This window comes from Streptomyces sirii, assembly GCF_045690365.1.
Taxonomy (GTDB): domain Bacteria; phylum Actinomycetota; class Actinomycetes; order Streptomycetales; family Streptomycetaceae; genus Streptomyces; species Streptomyces sirii.
In genome coordinates, this window is sequence record NZ_CP147982.1 from 1829801 (window position 1) to 1844952 (window position 15152).

Annotated in this window: 12 protein-coding genes; all 12 read right to left on the bottom strand. The window is 71.7% G+C overall.

The annotated features are described in order from the left end of the window. Window positions 1-131 precede the first annotated feature (131 nt). The 12 genes from WAB15_RS08255 to WAB15_RS08310 all read right to left on the bottom strand — a co-directional run bounded on the left by WAB15_RS08255 (window position 132) and on the right by WAB15_RS08310 (window position 15150). Complete coding sequence (locus tag WAB15_RS08255; RefSeq protein WP_407285840.1) at window positions 132-2270, bottom strand: primosomal protein N'; 2139 nt, start codon at window positions 2268-2270, stop codon at window positions 132-134. 123 nt (window positions 2271-2393) lie between these two features. Beyond that, window positions 2394-3602 carry a methionine adenosyltransferase gene (gene metK / locus WAB15_RS08260; protein ID WP_384485054.1) on the bottom strand — a complete coding sequence of 403 codons (1209 nt, stop codon included), beginning with the start codon at window positions 3600-3602 and terminating at the stop codon, window positions 2394-2396. A gap of 276 nt (window positions 3603-3878) precedes the next feature. After that, window positions 3879-5105 (bottom strand): bifunctional phosphopantothenoylcysteine decarboxylase/phosphopantothenate--cysteine ligase CoaBC, encoded by a 1227-nt coding sequence (gene coaBC, locus WAB15_RS08265; RefSeq protein ID WP_399144078.1) that lies wholly within the window; start codon window positions 5103-5105, stop codon window positions 3879-3881. 133 nt (window positions 5106-5238) lie between these two features. Next, window positions 5239-5511 carry a DNA-directed RNA polymerase subunit omega gene (gene rpoZ / locus WAB15_RS08270; RefSeq protein WP_039649019.1) on the bottom strand — a complete coding sequence of 91 codons (273 nt, stop codon included), beginning with the start codon at window positions 5509-5511 and terminating at the stop codon, window positions 5239-5241. Between the two features lie 106 nt (window positions 5512-5617). Next, window positions 5618-6238, bottom strand: a complete 621-nt coding sequence (gene gmk / locus WAB15_RS08275; protein ID WP_407285841.1) for a guanylate kinase — start codon at window positions 6236-6238, stop codon at window positions 5618-5620. 38 nt (window positions 6239-6276) lie between these two features. Then, complete coding sequence (locus tag WAB15_RS08280; protein WP_006607450.1) at window positions 6277-6600, bottom strand: integration host factor; 324 nt, start codon at window positions 6598-6600, stop codon at window positions 6277-6279. A 215-nt stretch (window positions 6601-6815) separates the two neighbouring features. Next, window positions 6816-7655, bottom strand: a complete 840-nt coding sequence (gene pyrF / locus WAB15_RS08285; protein ID WP_407285842.1) for an orotidine-5'-phosphate decarboxylase — start codon at window positions 7653-7655, stop codon at window positions 6816-6818. Further along, window positions 7652-8761 carry a quinone-dependent dihydroorotate dehydrogenase gene (locus tag WAB15_RS08290; RefSeq protein ID WP_399144082.1) on the bottom strand — a complete coding sequence of 370 codons (1110 nt, stop codon included), beginning with the start codon at window positions 8759-8761 and terminating at the stop codon, window positions 7652-7654. The genes pyrF and WAB15_RS08290 overlap by 4 nt, the downstream gene beginning before the upstream one ends. Before the next feature lie 84 nt (window positions 8762-8845). Beyond that, window positions 8846-12157, bottom strand: coding sequence for a carbamoyl-phosphate synthase large subunit (gene carB, locus WAB15_RS08295; RefSeq protein ID WP_399144083.1), 3312 nt, complete (start codon window positions 12155-12157; stop codon window positions 8846-8848). Continuing rightward, window positions 12150-13292: a glutamine-hydrolyzing carbamoyl-phosphate synthase small subunit gene (gene carA / locus WAB15_RS08300; RefSeq protein ID WP_407285843.1), complete on the bottom strand. Its 1143-nt coding sequence runs from the start codon at window positions 13290-13292 to the stop codon at window positions 12150-12152. The genes carB and carA overlap by 8 nt, the downstream gene beginning before the upstream one ends. Continuing rightward, window positions 13289-13867, bottom strand: coding sequence for a hypothetical protein (locus tag WAB15_RS08305; protein WP_399144085.1), 579 nt, complete (start codon window positions 13865-13867; stop codon window positions 13289-13291). The genes carA and WAB15_RS08305 overlap by 4 nt, the downstream gene beginning before the upstream one ends. Then, window positions 13864-15150 (bottom strand): dihydroorotase, encoded by a 1287-nt coding sequence (locus tag WAB15_RS08310; protein WP_393487934.1) that lies wholly within the window; start codon window positions 15148-15150, stop codon window positions 13864-13866. The genes WAB15_RS08305 and WAB15_RS08310 overlap by 4 nt, the downstream gene beginning before the upstream one ends. Between the last annotated feature and the right edge of the window lie 2 nt (window positions 15151-15152).

The following is a 15152-nucleotide window of genomic DNA, read 5'->3' on the forward strand; positions in this document are numbered from 1 at the left end:
CCATCCGCGGTGCACGTCCGTAGCGCCATGTCCGCGGCACCACGTCCGCGCCGCAGGAGCGGCGCCGGTACGGAGCGGGCGACGCCTGGCAACTGCGAGGAGCAGGCGGTCCCGCCCCCGGCCGGCCGAGCTCACCCCAGGTCCGGCGGGTCGACCCGTACGCGTACCGCCTCTCCCTCCCGCTTGACCAGCCGCGCCGCCCGGGCCGCCTTGAGTGCCGCGGCAAGCGCCGTTCCCTGGCCGGGACGGACCCGAACGAGCGCGCGCTCCCACTCCTCACCGGCGGGCGGGTCGCCCGGCCGGCGCGGCCGCCCGGGATCCGGCACCGGCAGCGGGACCGGCCCCAACACCTCGGCGCCCTCGGGGAGTTCGGCGGCCCTCAGCAGCTCGACGACATCCTCGGCGCGGCCGGTCACCGAGGCCATCCGGGACACCGGGGGGAACCCCAGCTCGGCCCGCTCGGACAGCTCGCGGACCGCATGGCCCACCGGATCCCAGCGCACCAGCGCCTGCACGGGACGCAGCGTGGGCTCCGCGATCACCGCGACCGTGCCGCCCTCGGCCTGGCCGCGGACCAGCGCGGCGGCGGCCAGCCAGCGGCGCAGCGCCTCCTCCCCGGCCCGCAGATCCGGTCGCCCGAGCAGCGCCCAGCCGTCCAGCAGCAGCGCGGCCGCATAGCCGCCGCCCTCGGCCACCGGCTCCGCGCCCGGCGTGCTCACCACGAGCGCGGGCACTTCGGGGACCGAGGTCAGCACATGATCGCGCCCGGACGTCCGCACCGGGACCGCCGGAAAGGCCCGGCCCAGCTCCTCCGCCGTCCGCCGCGCCCCCACGATCTGGGCCCGCAGCCGAGCGCCACCGCACTCGGCGCAGTGCCAGTCCGGCTCCGGGCGTCCGCACCATGCGCAGCCCAGGTCCCCCGCCGCCTGCGCCTCCAGCGGGCCGGCACAGGCCCGGCACCGCGCCGGGGTGCGGCAGCGCTCGCACGCCAGCCGCGGCGCATATCCGCGGCGCGGCACCTGCACCAGCACCGGCCCGCGCTTGAGCCCCTCCCGCACCACCTGCCAGGCCATCGTCGGCAGCCGCGCCGCCCGCGCCGCGGCATCGCGCGCCTCGTCGCCGTCCCCGACCGTACGCACCCGCGGCGCCGCGGTCCGCACCTGCTCGCGCTCCGCCGCCAGCGGCCTTGCCCAGCCGGTCTCGACCAGCTGCGCCGCCTCGACCGTGCAGCTCAGCCCACCCAGCAGGAAGCCGGCCCGCTCGCTCACCGACCGCTGGATGAGCACCTCGCGGGCATGCGGCTGCGGCGCATGGGGATCGCTGTGGCTGGCGTCCCCGTCGTCCCACAGCGCCACCAGCCCCAGATCGGCGACCGGCGCGAACATCGCCGCCCGGGTCCCGACGACGGCGCGCACCGAGCCCCGGCTGACCGCGAGCCAGCGCCGATACCGCTCCTCGGGCCCCGCATCGGCGGTCAGCAGCACATGCCGCCCCGCCCCGATCAGCTCACCGAGCGCCGCGTCCACCCGCGCCGCGGCCCGCCCGTCCGGCACCACCACCAGGGCCCCGCGTCCGCCGGCCAGCGCCGCGGCCGCCGCCCGCGCCAGCTCCTGCGGCCAGGTCGCCCCCGGCAGCGCCGTCCATACCGCGCGCGGCGCATCCCCTCGCGCGAGCGCCGCCAGGAACCCGGGCCCGGCCGCGTACCGCTCCCAACTCCCCGGATCGGGCGGCGCGTTGGGCGGCAGCGGATCGGGCGACGGCTTGGCCTCCGCGCGCGCCCGCCGCGGCGGCACCGCCAGCTGCACCACATCGGCCAGCGTCCCCGCATACCGGTCCGCCACGGCCCGGCACAGCGCCAGCAGCCGGGGGCCCAGCACCCGCTCCGGCGACAGCACCTGGGCGATCGGCGCGAGCACCCCCCGATACTCGCTCTGCGCCACCCGCTCCACGATGAACCCGCTGACGAGCTTGCCGCCCTCCCGGCGGCCCCCCTTCTCCCCCGCCCCGAACCGCACCCGCACCCGCACGCCGGGCTGCGCCTCGGCGTCCATCGCCGCCGGCACGGCGTAGTCGAAGTAGCGGTCGAGGTGCACCAGCCCCTTGTCGACCAGCACCCGCGCCACCGGCAGCTCCGCGGCCAGCTCGGCCCCCCGCCACGTCCGCGGCTTGGCCCGCTCGGCCTTGGTCTCCCGCACGGCCTCCCGGATCAGCGCCAGCTGCTCCCCCACTTCCGACGCCCCCTCCTCCGCTCGCCCGTTCTGCCTGCTCACAGCTTCAGTCTTAGCAGACCGCACTGACAGCGAGCGGTGGCGAGCAGCCGCACAGCGGACAGCCCACGGCCCCGGACCGCTGGGCGGTCCGGGGCCGTGGGCTGCGTCGGCGAAGGGGCCTGCTTACAGCCCGGCGGCCTTCTGCAGTGCCTCCACGCGGTCCGTGCGCTCCCAGGTGAAGTCCTCCAGCTCACGGCCGAAGTGGCCGTAGGCGGCGGTCTGGGAGTAGATCGGGCGCAGCAGGTCGAGGTCCCGGATGATCGCGGCCGGGCGGAGGTCGAAGACCTCGGCGATGGCCTGCTCGATCTTGTCGGTGTCGACGGTGGCGGTGCCGAAGGTCTCGACGAAGAGGCCGACCGGCTCGGCCTTGCCGATGGCGTAGGCGACCTGGACCTCGCAGCGGGCCGCGAGGCCGGCCGCGACGACGTTCTTGGCGACCCAGCGCATGGCGTAGGCGGCCGAGCGGTCGACCTTGGACGGGTCCTTGCCGGAGAAGGCACCGCCGCCGTGGCGGGCCATACCGCCGTAGGTGTCGATGATGATCTTGCGGCCGGTCAGGCCGGCGTCACCCATCGGGCCGCCGATCTCGAAGCGGCCGGTCGGGTTGACCAGGAGGCGGTAGCCGTCGGTGTCCAGCTTGATGCCGTCCTCGACGAGCTGGTTGAGGACGTGCTCGACGACGAACTCGCGGATGTCGGGTGCGAGCAGCGAGTCGAGGTCGATGTCGCTGGCGTGCTGCGAGGAGACCACGACGGTGTCGAGGCGGACGGCCTTGTTGCCGTCGTACTCGATGGTGACCTGGGTCTTGCCGTCGGGGCGCAGGTAGGGGATGGTCCCGTTCTTGCGCACCTCGGACAGGCGGCGGGAGAGCCGGTGCGCCAGGTTGATCGGGAGCGGCATCAGCTCGGGCGTCTCGTCGCAGGCGTAGCCGAACATCAGGCCCTGGTCGCCCGCGCCCTGTCGGTCCAGCTCGTCGTCATCGCCCTCGACGCGGTTCTCGTACGCGGTGTCGACACCCTGGGCGATGTCCGGGGACTGCGCGCCGATGGAGACCGAGACGCCGCAGGAGGCGCCGTCGAAGCCCTTCTTGGACGAGTCGTAACCGATGTCCAGGATCTTGTTGCGGACGAGGTTGGGGATGTCGGCGTACGCCTTGGTCGTCACCTCGCCGGCCACATGGACCAGGCCGGTGGTGATCAGCGTCTCGACGGCGACCCGGGAGGTCGGGTCCTCCTTGAGGAGGGCGTCGAGGATGGTGTCGCTGATCTGGTCAGCGATCTTGTCGGGGTGGCCCTCGGTCACGGACTCCGAGGTGAACAGGCGGCGGGACACATCGCTCCCTGGGGTTGCAGCGGCTGCTGGCTGATCATTGGCGGAAGGGCCGAGAGCTGCGCTCGGCCCGATCCACTCGCCAGTTTATCGGTCGTATGTGGCGTTCGGGCACGCGGTCTCGATTTATGGACCCCTCGTGACCTGCAACACCACGCCTCACGGTAGGACGATCACCTTGAGTATGGGTCGGGTCAAGGGGACACGCCGGTTTTCGTGGGGCCGTTGGGGTGACCGATAGGCGAGATTCGGCCGTACGGGCCGGAGCAGGCCCCGGACCTAGGTCAGGCGCGGGGCCACCAGGTCCCAGACGGTGTCTGCCAGGGCTTCCTTGGGGCCGTACGGGACCGGGGTCTCGGTGCCGTCGGCAGCCAGGATCACCGCCTCGTTCTCGGCCGAACCGAAGGCCTTGTGCTCGCCGACCTCATTGACGACCAGCAGGTCACAGCCCTTGCGGGCGAGCTTGGCGCGGCCGTTGGCCAGCACGTCGTCGGTCTCCGCGGCGAAGCCCACGACGATTTGCCCGGGGCGGGCGCGGTCGGCGGAGAGCTCGGCGAGGATGTCCGGATTCCGGACCAGGGTGACTGGTTCCGGCTCCTGGCCCTCGACCTTCTTGATCTTGCCGGTGGTGTAGACGGCGGGACGGAAATCGGCGACGGCCGCGGCCATGACGACCACGTCGGCGTCCGCCACGGCCTTCAGGACGGCCTCCCGGAGCTGGCGGGCGGTGCCTATGCGCAGTACGTCCACCCCGGCGGGGTCGGGCAGCTCGGTGTTGCCCGCGACGAGCGTGACCCGGGCGCCGCGGGCGGCCGCGGTCGCGGCGAGCGCGTAGCCCTGCTTGCCGGAGGAGCGATTGCCCAGATAGCGGACGGGGTCCAGCGGTTCACGGGTACCGCCGGCGGTGACGACCACATGGCGGCCCGCGAGGTCCGACACCGAGGCGCCCTGTGCGCCGCGGGCCAGGACCCGGCGGCAGAGTTCGAAGATCTCGACCGGGTCGGGGAAGCGGCCCTTGCCGGTGTCGACGCCGGTCAGCCGGCCGACGGCGGGCTCGACGACGATCGCACCGCGGCGGCGGAGCGTGGCGACGTTCTCCTGCGTGGCGGGGTTCTCCCACATCTCGGTGTGCATCGCCGGGGCGAAGACCACCGGACAGCGGGCGGTGAGGAGCGTGTTCGTCAGCAGGTCGTCGGCGAGGCCGTGGGCGGCCTTGGCGAGCATGTCGGCCGTACAGGGTGCGACCACGACGAGGTCGGCGGCCTGGCCGATGCGGACGTGCGGGACCTCGTGGACGGACTCCCAGACCTCGGTGGTGGCCGGGTTGCCGGACAGCGCCGACCAGGTGGCCTCGCCGACGAAGTGCAGGGCCGAGGCGGTGGGCACCACCCGTACGTCGTGCCCGGACTCGGCGAGCCGACGCAGCAGCTCACACGCCTTGTACGCGGCGATGCCGCCGCTGACACCCAGGACGACCCTGGGCCGCTCCCGCTCCCGCTTGTCCATCGCTTCGCCGCTCCCCGAGCTGAAGGTCCGTAGGTCCGTACGCCCCTATGACACACCAAAGGCCCGGCGGTCGCTCCCCCGGCTGGACGCCGGGCGGTGCCCCCTTGCCGGGCCCTTGGTGACGTACTGCTGCTTACTGCGCGGGGCCCTCGATGGCCTCGGAGGTCAGCAGACCCGCGTTGATCTCGCGGAGCGAGATCGAGAGGGGCTTCTCGTGGACGTGCGTGTCGACCAGCGGGCCGACGTACTCGAGCAGGCCCTCGCCGAGCTGGGAGTAGTACGCGTTGATCTGGCGCGCGCGCTTGGCGGCGTAGATCACGAGGCTGTACTTCGAGTCGGTGGCCTCGAGAAGCTCATCAATGGGCGGGTTGATGATGCCCTCGGGTGCGGTGATGGAAGAGGACACTCTCTACCTTCCGAAAGGGGATGAAGCCTGGGTGTCGCGCGCCGTTGTGCCCTGAGGCACGGCGCAAAATCTCGGTCGGTCCGGGGGCCGGTGCAGCTCCGCGGCGTCAGCCGCCGGTGTTCGGCTCCTCGGATCGATTCAGCATCAAGGCTAGCAGCTCACGGCTGACGTCCTCGACGGAGGTGTTGACCAGCGTCGCGTCGAACTCCTTCTCCGCGGCCAGCTCGACCCTGGCGACCTCCAGCCGGCGCTCGATGACCTCGGGCGCCTCGGTGCCCCGGCCGGTCAGCCGGCGGACCAGCTCGTCCCAGCTCGGGGGGGCCAGGAAGACCAGGTGGGCCTCCGCCATGGACTCGCGGACCTGGCGGGCGCCCTGCAGGTCGATCTCCAGCAGGACCGGCTCGCCGGAGTCCAGGCGGTCCAGCACCGCCTTGCGCGGGGTGCCGTAGCGGTTGCCCGCGAACTCGGCCCATTCGAGCAGCTCGCCGTTGGCGACCAGCTTGTCGAATTCCTCGTCGTCGACGAAGAAGTACTGGACACCGTGCCGCTCCCCGGGCCGCGGCTTGCGGGTGGTGGCCGAGACCGAGAGCCAGACCTCGGGGTGGACCTTGCGCATATGCGCGACGACCGTGCTCTTGCCGACCCCGGAGGGGCCGGAGAGCACGGTCAGTCGCGGTTGTCTGGCCGGGGGCGCGGGGGTCGTCCCCCCGGAGACTGCAGAACTCATGCAGCGATTATTCCAGCTTCCCGGTGATGCCGGAAAATTCAGGAAGCGGTGCTGCCGAACTCGCGCTCCAGCGACGCGATCTGGTTGGAGCCAAGACCCCGGACACGGCGGCTCTCGGAGATCCCGAGTCGCTCCATGATCTGCTTGGCGCGGACCTTGCCGACGCCCGGCAGGGACTCGAGCAGGGCGGAGACCTTCATCTTGCCGATGACGTCGTTCTCCTGGCCCTGCTTGATGACCTCATGAAGGGATGCACCGGAGTGCTTGAGCCGATTCTTGACCTCGGCGCGCTCCCGGCGAGCCGCGGCGGCCTTCTCGAGCGCGGCTGCGCGCTGTTCAGGGGTAAGGGGCGGAAGAGCCACGCCTACGTCACCTCGGATGTCGAACTGTCGGATACGGACCGGTGTGGAACCTAGTCGCCCCACAACTGCGGAGCAACGAGCAACGCGCTTACGTGCAGTGCTCTCGACGGAGACTAGCGGCCGATCGCGTCAGAGTCAGCGAGAACAGACGAAAAGTCCTGGTCAGACTCTGCTGACCAGGACAATTCGGGACCAAAGTCCCCGCTGGAAGCTCCCTAACCGAGCGCGCTGCGCACTTCGCCGGCGAATCGGTCCGCCGCCGCGCGCAGCGCCGCGGCGTCCGGACCGTGCCGCAGCACCCCCCGGCTGACGCTCGGGACGACATTGCGCACCGCGTCGCCGAAGACGGTCGGGAGGTCGGCGGGGGTGGCACCCTGGGCGCCGATGCCCGGAGCCAGCAGCGGGCCGTTGATCGCCAGATCGAACGAGGAGAGATCGCCGAGCGTGGCGCCGACCACCGCGCCGAAGGAGCCCATCGGCTCCGCGCCGGCGTTCTCGGCGGCGAGGTGGCCGAGCATGGTCGCGGCGATCGTGCGGCCGTCCTCGCGCACCGCCCGCTGGACCTCCGCGCCCTCCGGATTGGAGGTGAGGGCGAGGACGAAGAGCCCGCAGCCGTTCTCCCGCGCCAGGTCGACGGCCGGCTTCAGCGAGCCGTAGCCGAGGTACGGGGAGACCGTCAGGGCGTCCGAGAACAGCGGCGAGTCGCCGCGCAGGAAGGTCTCGGCGTACGCCGCCATGGTCGAGCCGATGTCGCCGCGCTTGGCGTCCATCACGACCAGGGCGCCGCGCTCGCGGGCCTCGACGACGGCGGTCTCCAGGACGGCGAGGCCGCGCGAGCCGAAGCGCTCGAAGAACGCCGCCTGCGGCTTGAAGACCGCGACCCGCTCGCCGAGCGCCTCGACGACGGTGCGGGTGAAGCGGGCCAGGCCCGCGACATCGTCGTTCAGGCCCCAGTCGGCCAGCAGGGAGGCGTGCGGGTCGATGCCGACGCACAGCGGGCCGCGCTCGTCCATGGCGCGGCGCAGGCGTGCGCCGAAGGGCTCAGGGGCGGTCATGCGGTCACCTTCTCGTGCTCGGCGCCGACCGCGTCGGCGAGGGTGGCGTACGGGCTGTTGCGCAGCCGCGCGGCGAGCCCCTTGTGGATCGCGCGGCACCAGAACGGGCCCTGGTAGATGAACGCGCTGTAGCCCTGGATCAGCGTGGCGCCGGCCAGGATGCGCTGCCAGGCGTCCTCGGCGGTCTCGATGCCGCCGACGCCGATCAGGGTGACCCGGTCGCCGACGCGGGCGTAGAGGCGGCGCAGCACCTCCAGGGAGCGCTCCTTGACGGGCGCGCCGGACAGGCCCCCGGTCTCGGCGATCACCTTCGGGTCGGAGGTCAGACCGAGGCCCTCGCGGGCGATGGTGGTGTTGGTGGCGATGATCCCGTCCAGGCCCAGCTCGACGGCGAGGTCGGCGACCGCGTCGATGTCCGCGTCGGCGAGGTCCGGGGCGATCTTGACCAGCAGCGGGACCCGGCGGTCGGTGACCGTGCGATCGGCGGCCTCGCGGACGGCGGTCAGCAGCGGGCGCAGGTGCTCGACGGCCTGGAGGTTGCGCAGTCCCGGGGTGTTCGGGGAGGAGACGTTGACGACCAGGTAGTCGGCGTGCGGGGCGAGCCGCTCGGTGGAGGCGACGTAGTCGCCGATCGCCTCGGACTCCGGGACGATCTTGGTCTTGCCGATGTTGACGCCGAGGGTCGTCGGGAAGACCGGGTTGCGGGCCGCCAGGCGCGCCGCGACGGAGGCGGAGCCGTCGTTGTTGAAGCCCATGCGGTTGATCAGCGCACGGTCCGGCACGAGCCGGAAGAGGCGCTTCTTGGGGTTGCCGGGCTGCGGCTGGGCGGTGACGGTGCCGATCTCGACGTGGTCGAAGCCGAGCATGGCCATGCCGTCGATGGCGACGGCGTTCTTGTCGAAGCCGGCGGCCAGGCCGAAGGGCCCGTGCATCCGACGGCCCAGGGCCTCGGTGCGCAGCTCCTTGTAGCGGGGCGCCAGGGCGGCGGCGAGGAAGGTGCGCAGCACGGGGGTGCGCGCGGCGTACCGGATCCAGCGGAAGGCCAGGTGGTGGGCCTGCTCGGGGTCCATGCGCTGGAAAATCAGTCGGAAGAAGAGGCGGTACATCGTTCGGCGGGCCTTTTCGCGGTGAGGGACGGGCGGGGGGCTCATGACGAGGGGGACACCGCTTCGGTGTCCCCCTCGTGTGCCCTACTCCTCGCGGGCCGCGATGAGATGTTCGGCGTGTTCCTGGAGGGAGCGCACGCCCACATCGCCGCGGGCCATCGCTTCGATGCCCTGTACGGCGGCGGCGAGCGCCTGGACCGTGGTCAGGCAGGGGACGCCCCGGGCGACGGAGGCGGTACGGATGTCGTAGCCGTCGAGCCGGCCGCCGGTGCCGTAGGGGGTGTTGACGATCAGGTCGACCTGGCCGTCGTGGATCAGCTGGACGATGGTCTTCTGGCCGTCGGGGCCCTCGCCCTCGGACTGCTTGCGCACCACGGTGGCGTTGATGCCGTTGCGGCGCAGCACCTCGGCGGTGCCGGAGGTGGCGAGCAGCTCGAAGCCGTGCGCGACCAGCTCGCGGGCCGGGAAGATCATCGAGCGCTTGTCACGGTTGGCGACGGACACGAAGGCCCGGCCCTTGGTGGGCAGCGCCCCGTAGGCGCCGGTCTGGGACTTGGCGTACGCCGTGCCGAAGACCGAGTCGATGCCCATGACCTCGCCGGTGGAGCGCATCTCGGGGCCGAGGACGGTGTCCACGCCGCGGCCCGAGGCGTCCCGGAACCGCGACCAGGGCATGACGGCTTCCTTGACCGAGATCGGCGCGTCCAGCGGCAGGGAGCCGCCGTCGCCGTTCTTGGGCAGCATGCCCTCCGCGCGCAGTTCGGCGATGGTGGCGCCGAGCGAGATCCGGGCGGCGGCCTTGGCCAGCGGGACCGCGGTGGCCTTCGAGGTGAAGGGCACGGTGCGCGAGGCGCGCGGGTTGGCCTCCAGGACGTACAGGATGTCGCCGGCCATCGCGAACTGGATGTTGATCAGGCCGCGGACGCCCACGCCCTTGGCGATCGCCTCCGTCGACGCCCGAAGCCGCTTGATGTCGTAGCCGCCGAGGGTGATCGGGGGCAGCGCGCAGGCGGAGTCGCCGGAGTGGATGCCGGCCTCCTCGATGTGCTCCATGACGCCGCCGAGGTAGAGCTCGTGGCCGTCGTAGAGCGCGTCGACGTCGATCTCTATGGCGTCGTCGAGGAACCGGTCGATGAGGACCGGGTGCTCGGAGATCAGCCCCGCGTGCCGCTCCAGGTACCCGCCGAGCGACGGCTCGTCGTAGACGATCTCCATGCCGCGGCCGCCCAGCACGTAGGACGGGCGGACCATGACCGGGTAGCCGATCTCGGTGGCGATCCGCTTGGCCTCCTCGAAGGAGAAGGCGGTGCCGTACTTGGGCGCGGGCAGACCGGCCTCGGTCAGCACCCGGCCGAAGGCGCCGCGCTCCTCGGCGAGGTCGATCGCCTCGGGCGAGGTGCCGACGATCGGCACGCCGTTGTCCTTGAGCGCCTGCGCCAGGCCCAGCGGGGTCTGCCCGCCGAGCTGGACGATGACGCCGGCGACCGGGCCCGCCTGGGTCTCGGCGTGCACGATCTCCAGGACGTCCTCGAGCGTCAGCGGCTCGAAGTACAGACGGTCGGAGGTGTCGTAGTCCGTCGAGACGGTCTCCGGGTTGCAGTTGACCATCACGGTCTCGTAGCCGGCGTCGCTGAGCGCGAAGGAGGCGTGGACGCAGGAGTAGTCGAACTCGATGCCCTGGCCGATGCGGTTGGGGCCGGAGCCGAGGATGATCACGGCCGGCTTCTCGCGCGGGGCGACCTCGGTCTCCTCGTCGTAGGACGAGTAGAAGTACGGGGTGTTCGCGGCGAACTCGGCGGCGCAGGTGTCGACGGTCTTGTAGACGGGGCGGACGCCGAGGGCGTGCCGGACCTCGCGCACGACGTCCTCGCGCAGTCCGCGGATCGCCGCGATCTGGGCGTCGGAGAAGCCGTGGCGCTTTGCGTCCGCAAGGATCTCGGGTTCGAGCTTGTCGGCGCCGGCGATCTCGTCGGCGATCTCCTTGACCAGGAAGAGCTGGTCGACGAACCAGGGGTCGATCTTCGTGGCGTCGAAGACCTCCTGTGGGGTGGCGCCGGCCCGGATCGCGGCCATGACGGAGTTGATCCGGCCGTCGGTCGGGACTTGGGCGAGCTCCAGCAGCTCCGCCTTCGCGCCCGGGGCGGACACGAAGTCGAACTGGCTGCCCTTCTTCTCCAGGGAGCGCAGCGCCTTCTGCAGCGCCTCGGGGAAGTTGCGGCCGATCGCCATCGCCTCGCCCACCGACTTCATGGTCGTGGTCAGCGTGGCGTCGGCGGCCGGGAACTTCTCGAAGGCGAAGCGCGGCACCTTGACGACGACGTAGTCGAGTGTCGGCTCGAAGGACGCCGGGGTCTTCTCGGTGATGTCGTTGGGGATCTCGTCGAGGGTGTAGCCGACGGCGAGCCGGGCGGCGATCTTCGCGATCGGGAAGCCGGTGGCCTTGGAGGCCAGGGCCGAGGAGCGCGAGACCCGCGGGTTCATCTCGATGACGATGATGCGGCCGTCGTCGGGGTTCACCGCGAACTGGATGTTGCAGCCGCCGGTGTCGACGCCGACCTCACGGATGATCGCGATGCCGACGTCGCGCAGCCGCTGGTACTCGCGGTCCGTGAGCGTCATCGCCGGGGCGACGGTGATCGAGTCACCGGTGTGCACGCCCATCGGGTCGAAGTTCTCGATGGAGCAGACGACCACGACGTTGTCGTTCTTGTCGCGCATCAGCTCCAGCTCGTACTCCTTCCAGCCGAGGATGGACTCCTCCAGGAGCACCTCGGTGGTGGGAGAGAGCGTCAGGCCCTGCCCGGCGATGCGGCGCAGCTCCTCCTCGTTGTGGGCGAAGCCGGAGCCGGCGCCGCCCATGGTGAAGGAGGGGCGGACGACGACGGGGTACCCGCCGAGGGTGTCGACACCCTTCAGCACGTCGTCCATGGAGTGGCAGATGACGGACCGGGCGGACTCGCCGTGCCCGATCTTCTTGCGGACCTCCTCGACGACGTCCTTGAAGAGGTCGCGGTCCTCGCCCTTGTTGATCGCCTCGACGTTGGCGCCGATGAGCTCGACGCCGTACTTCTCCAGGACACCCTGCTCGTGCATGGAGATCGCGGTGTTCAGCGCGGTCTGGCCGCCCAGGGTGGGCAGCAGCGCGTCGGGGCGCTCCTTGGCGATGATCTTCTCGACGAAGTCCGGGGTGATCGGCTCGACGTAGGTGGCGTCGGCGATCTCCGGGTCGGTCATGATCGTCGCCGGGTTGGAGTTCACCAGGATGACGCGCAGGCCCTCGGACTTGAGGACCCGGCAGGCCTGGGTACCGGAGTAGTCGAACTCGGCGGCCTGGCCGATGACGATCGGGCCGGAGCCGATGACCAGGACGGACTGGATATCGGTGCGCTTAGGCACGCTGGCCCTCCATCAGGGATACGAAGCGGTCGAAGAGGTACGCGGCGTCGTGCGGACCCGCGGCGGCTTCGGGGTGGTACTGGACACTGAAGGCCGGCTGGTCGAGCAGCTGGAGGCCCTCCACCACGTTGTCATTGAGGCAGACGTGGGAGACCTCGGCGCGGCCGAAGGGGGTGTCGGAAACCTTGTCGAGCGGGGCGTCGACGGCGAATCCGTGGTTGTGCGCGGTGACCTCGACCTTGCCGGTCGTACGGTCCTGCACCGGCTGGTTGATGCCGCGGTGCCCGTACTTGAGCTTGTAGGTGCCGAAGCCCAGCGCGCGGCCCAGGATCTGGTTGCCGAAGCAGATGCCGAACAGCGGCGTCTTGCGCTCCAGCACGCCGCGCATGACGGAGACGGGGTGGTCGGCGGTGGCCGGGTCGCCGGGGCCGTTGGAGAAGAACACGCCGTCCGGTGCGACCGCGTAGACGTCCTCGACGGTGGCGGTGGCGGGCAGGACGTGCACCTCGATGCCGCGCTCGGCCATGCGGTGCGGGGTCATGCCCTTGATGCCCAGGTCGATCGCGGCGACGGTGAACTTCTTCGTCCCGATGGCCGGGACGACGTACGCCTCCTTGGTGGCGACCTGCGTGGACAGGTCGGCGCCCTGCATCTCGGGGGCCTGGCGCACCTTGGCGAGCATGACGCCCGCGTCGGGCAGCGCCTCGCCGGAGAAGATGCCGACCCGCATCGCACCGCGCTCGCGCAGATGGCGGGTGAGCGCGCGGGTGTCGATGCCGCTGATGCCGACGACGCCCTGGGCCACCAGCTCGTCGTCCAGGGAGCGCACCGAGCGCCAGTTGGACGGGATGCGGGCGGGGTCGCGGACGACGTAGCCGGAGACCCAGATCCGCTGCGACTCGGGGTCCTCGTCGTTCACACCGGTGTTGCCGATGTGCGGGGCGGTCATGACGACGACCTGGCGGTGGTACGAGGGGTCGGTCAGCGTCTCCTGATAGCCGGTCATGCCGGTGGAGAACACCGCTTCGCCGAAGGTCTCCCCCACGGCCCCGTAGGCACGGCCGCGGAAGGTGCGGCCGTCCTCCAGGACGAGTACGGCGGGGATCTTGGCGGTCCCCCTGGTGGAGGTCGTCATCGTGCGCCTTCCGTTTCGGTGTGCTCGGTGGTGGTGCTCAGTGCGTTGATGGCCTCGACCCAGGCGGGGTGCTCGCCCGCCCGGTCGGAGCGGAAACCGGAGTCGATCCGCCGGTCGCCGTGCTGCCAGGTGACGATCAGCAGTCCGCCCTCGGTGAGGACCTTGCCGGCGATGCCCTTGTCGAGGCGGGCGCCGCGCAGCGCGTCGGCCGGCACGAAGAAGTCCGCGGCGCCCGGCCGTACGACGTCCAGGCCCTGGTCGGTCAGGGTCAGCTCGGCGCGGCTACGGGTGCCCAGGCCGCGCGCGACGATCCGGTCGAGCCACTGCCCGGCCGTGGTGGATCCGTGGTAGCGGCCGCTGAGCTTCAGCCGGGGCTCGCCCGGGTCGGCCGGGGTGGACGGGAGCTCGGGCAGATCGCCCTGGAGCGTGCCGCGCCACTTCCAGCCCTGCCGCATCAGCCAGTAGACGAAGGCCACGAAGACCAGCAGGCCGATGACCCAGCCGATCCGTGCGGCCCAGTCGGTGACCGGCGCGGACTGCGGCGCTTGGGCCAGTCGGATGAGTGGAGGAGTCACGCCAGCTTCCCGTCGACGAGCGTTGCGCGGCCCCGCAGGAAGGTGTGGGTGATACGCCCCGGCAGCTCACGGCCCTCGTAAGGGGTGTTGCGGCTGCGCGAGGCGAAGCCCGCGGGGTCCACCTCTCCACGGTAAGCGGAATCGACCAGGGTGAGGTTGGCCGGCTCACCAGCCGAGATGGGGCGGCCGTGGCCCTTGGCCTGCCCGATCCGCGCGGGCGCGTAGGACATCCGGTCCGCGACGTCCGCCCAGGTCAGCAGGCCGGTCTCGACCATCGTCCGCTGCACGACCGACAGCGCGGTCTCCAGGCCGACCATGCCCATGGCGGCCGCGGCCCACTCGCAGTCCTTGTCCTCGTGCGGGTGCGGGGCGTGGTCGGTCGCGACGATGTCGATCGTGCCGTCGGCGAGGGCCTCGCGCAGGGCCATCACGTCGCGCTCGGTGCGCAGCGGCGGGTTGACCTTGTAGACGGGGTTGTAGGTGCGCACCATCTCGTCGGTGAGGAGCAGGTGGTGCGGCGTGACCTCGGCGGTCACGTCGATCCCGCGGGACTTGGCCCAGCGGACGATCTCGACGGACCCGGCGGTCGACAGGTGGCAGATGTGCACGCGGGAGCCGACGTGCTCGGCGAGCAGGACATCCCGGGCGATGATCGATTCTTCGGCCACCGCAGGCCAGCCGCCGAGCCCCAGCTCCGCCGAGACCACGCCCTCGTTCATCTGGGCGCCCTCGGTGAGCCGCGGCTCCTGGGCGTGCTGCGCGACGACGCCGCCGAAGGCCTTCACGTACTCCAGGGCCCGGCGCATGATCACGGCGTCGTGCACGCACTTGCCGTCGTCGGAGAAGACGGTGACCCCGGCGGCGGACTCGTGCATGGCGCCCAGCTCGGCGAGCTTGCTGCCCTCCAGGCCGACGGTGACCGCGCCGATGGGCTGCACATCGCAGTAGCCGTGCTCCTGGCCGAGGCGGTAGACCTGCTCGACGACGCCGGCGGTGTCGGCGACGGGGAAGGTGTTGGCCATGGCGAACACGGCGGTGTAGCCGCCGGAGGCGGCCGCCCGGGTGCCGGTCAGGACGGTCTCGGAGTCCTCACGGCCCGGCTCGCGCAGGTGGGTGTGCAGGTCGACGAGGCCCGGCAGGAGGATCTTACCCTCGGCCTCGACGACGTCGGCGCCCTCGGCGGACAGCCCGTTGCCGACGGCCTCGATGGTCTCGCCGTCGATCAGGACGTCCTGGGCCTCGCCGCCGAGCACCTTCGCACCACGGATCAGGATCTTGCTCATGT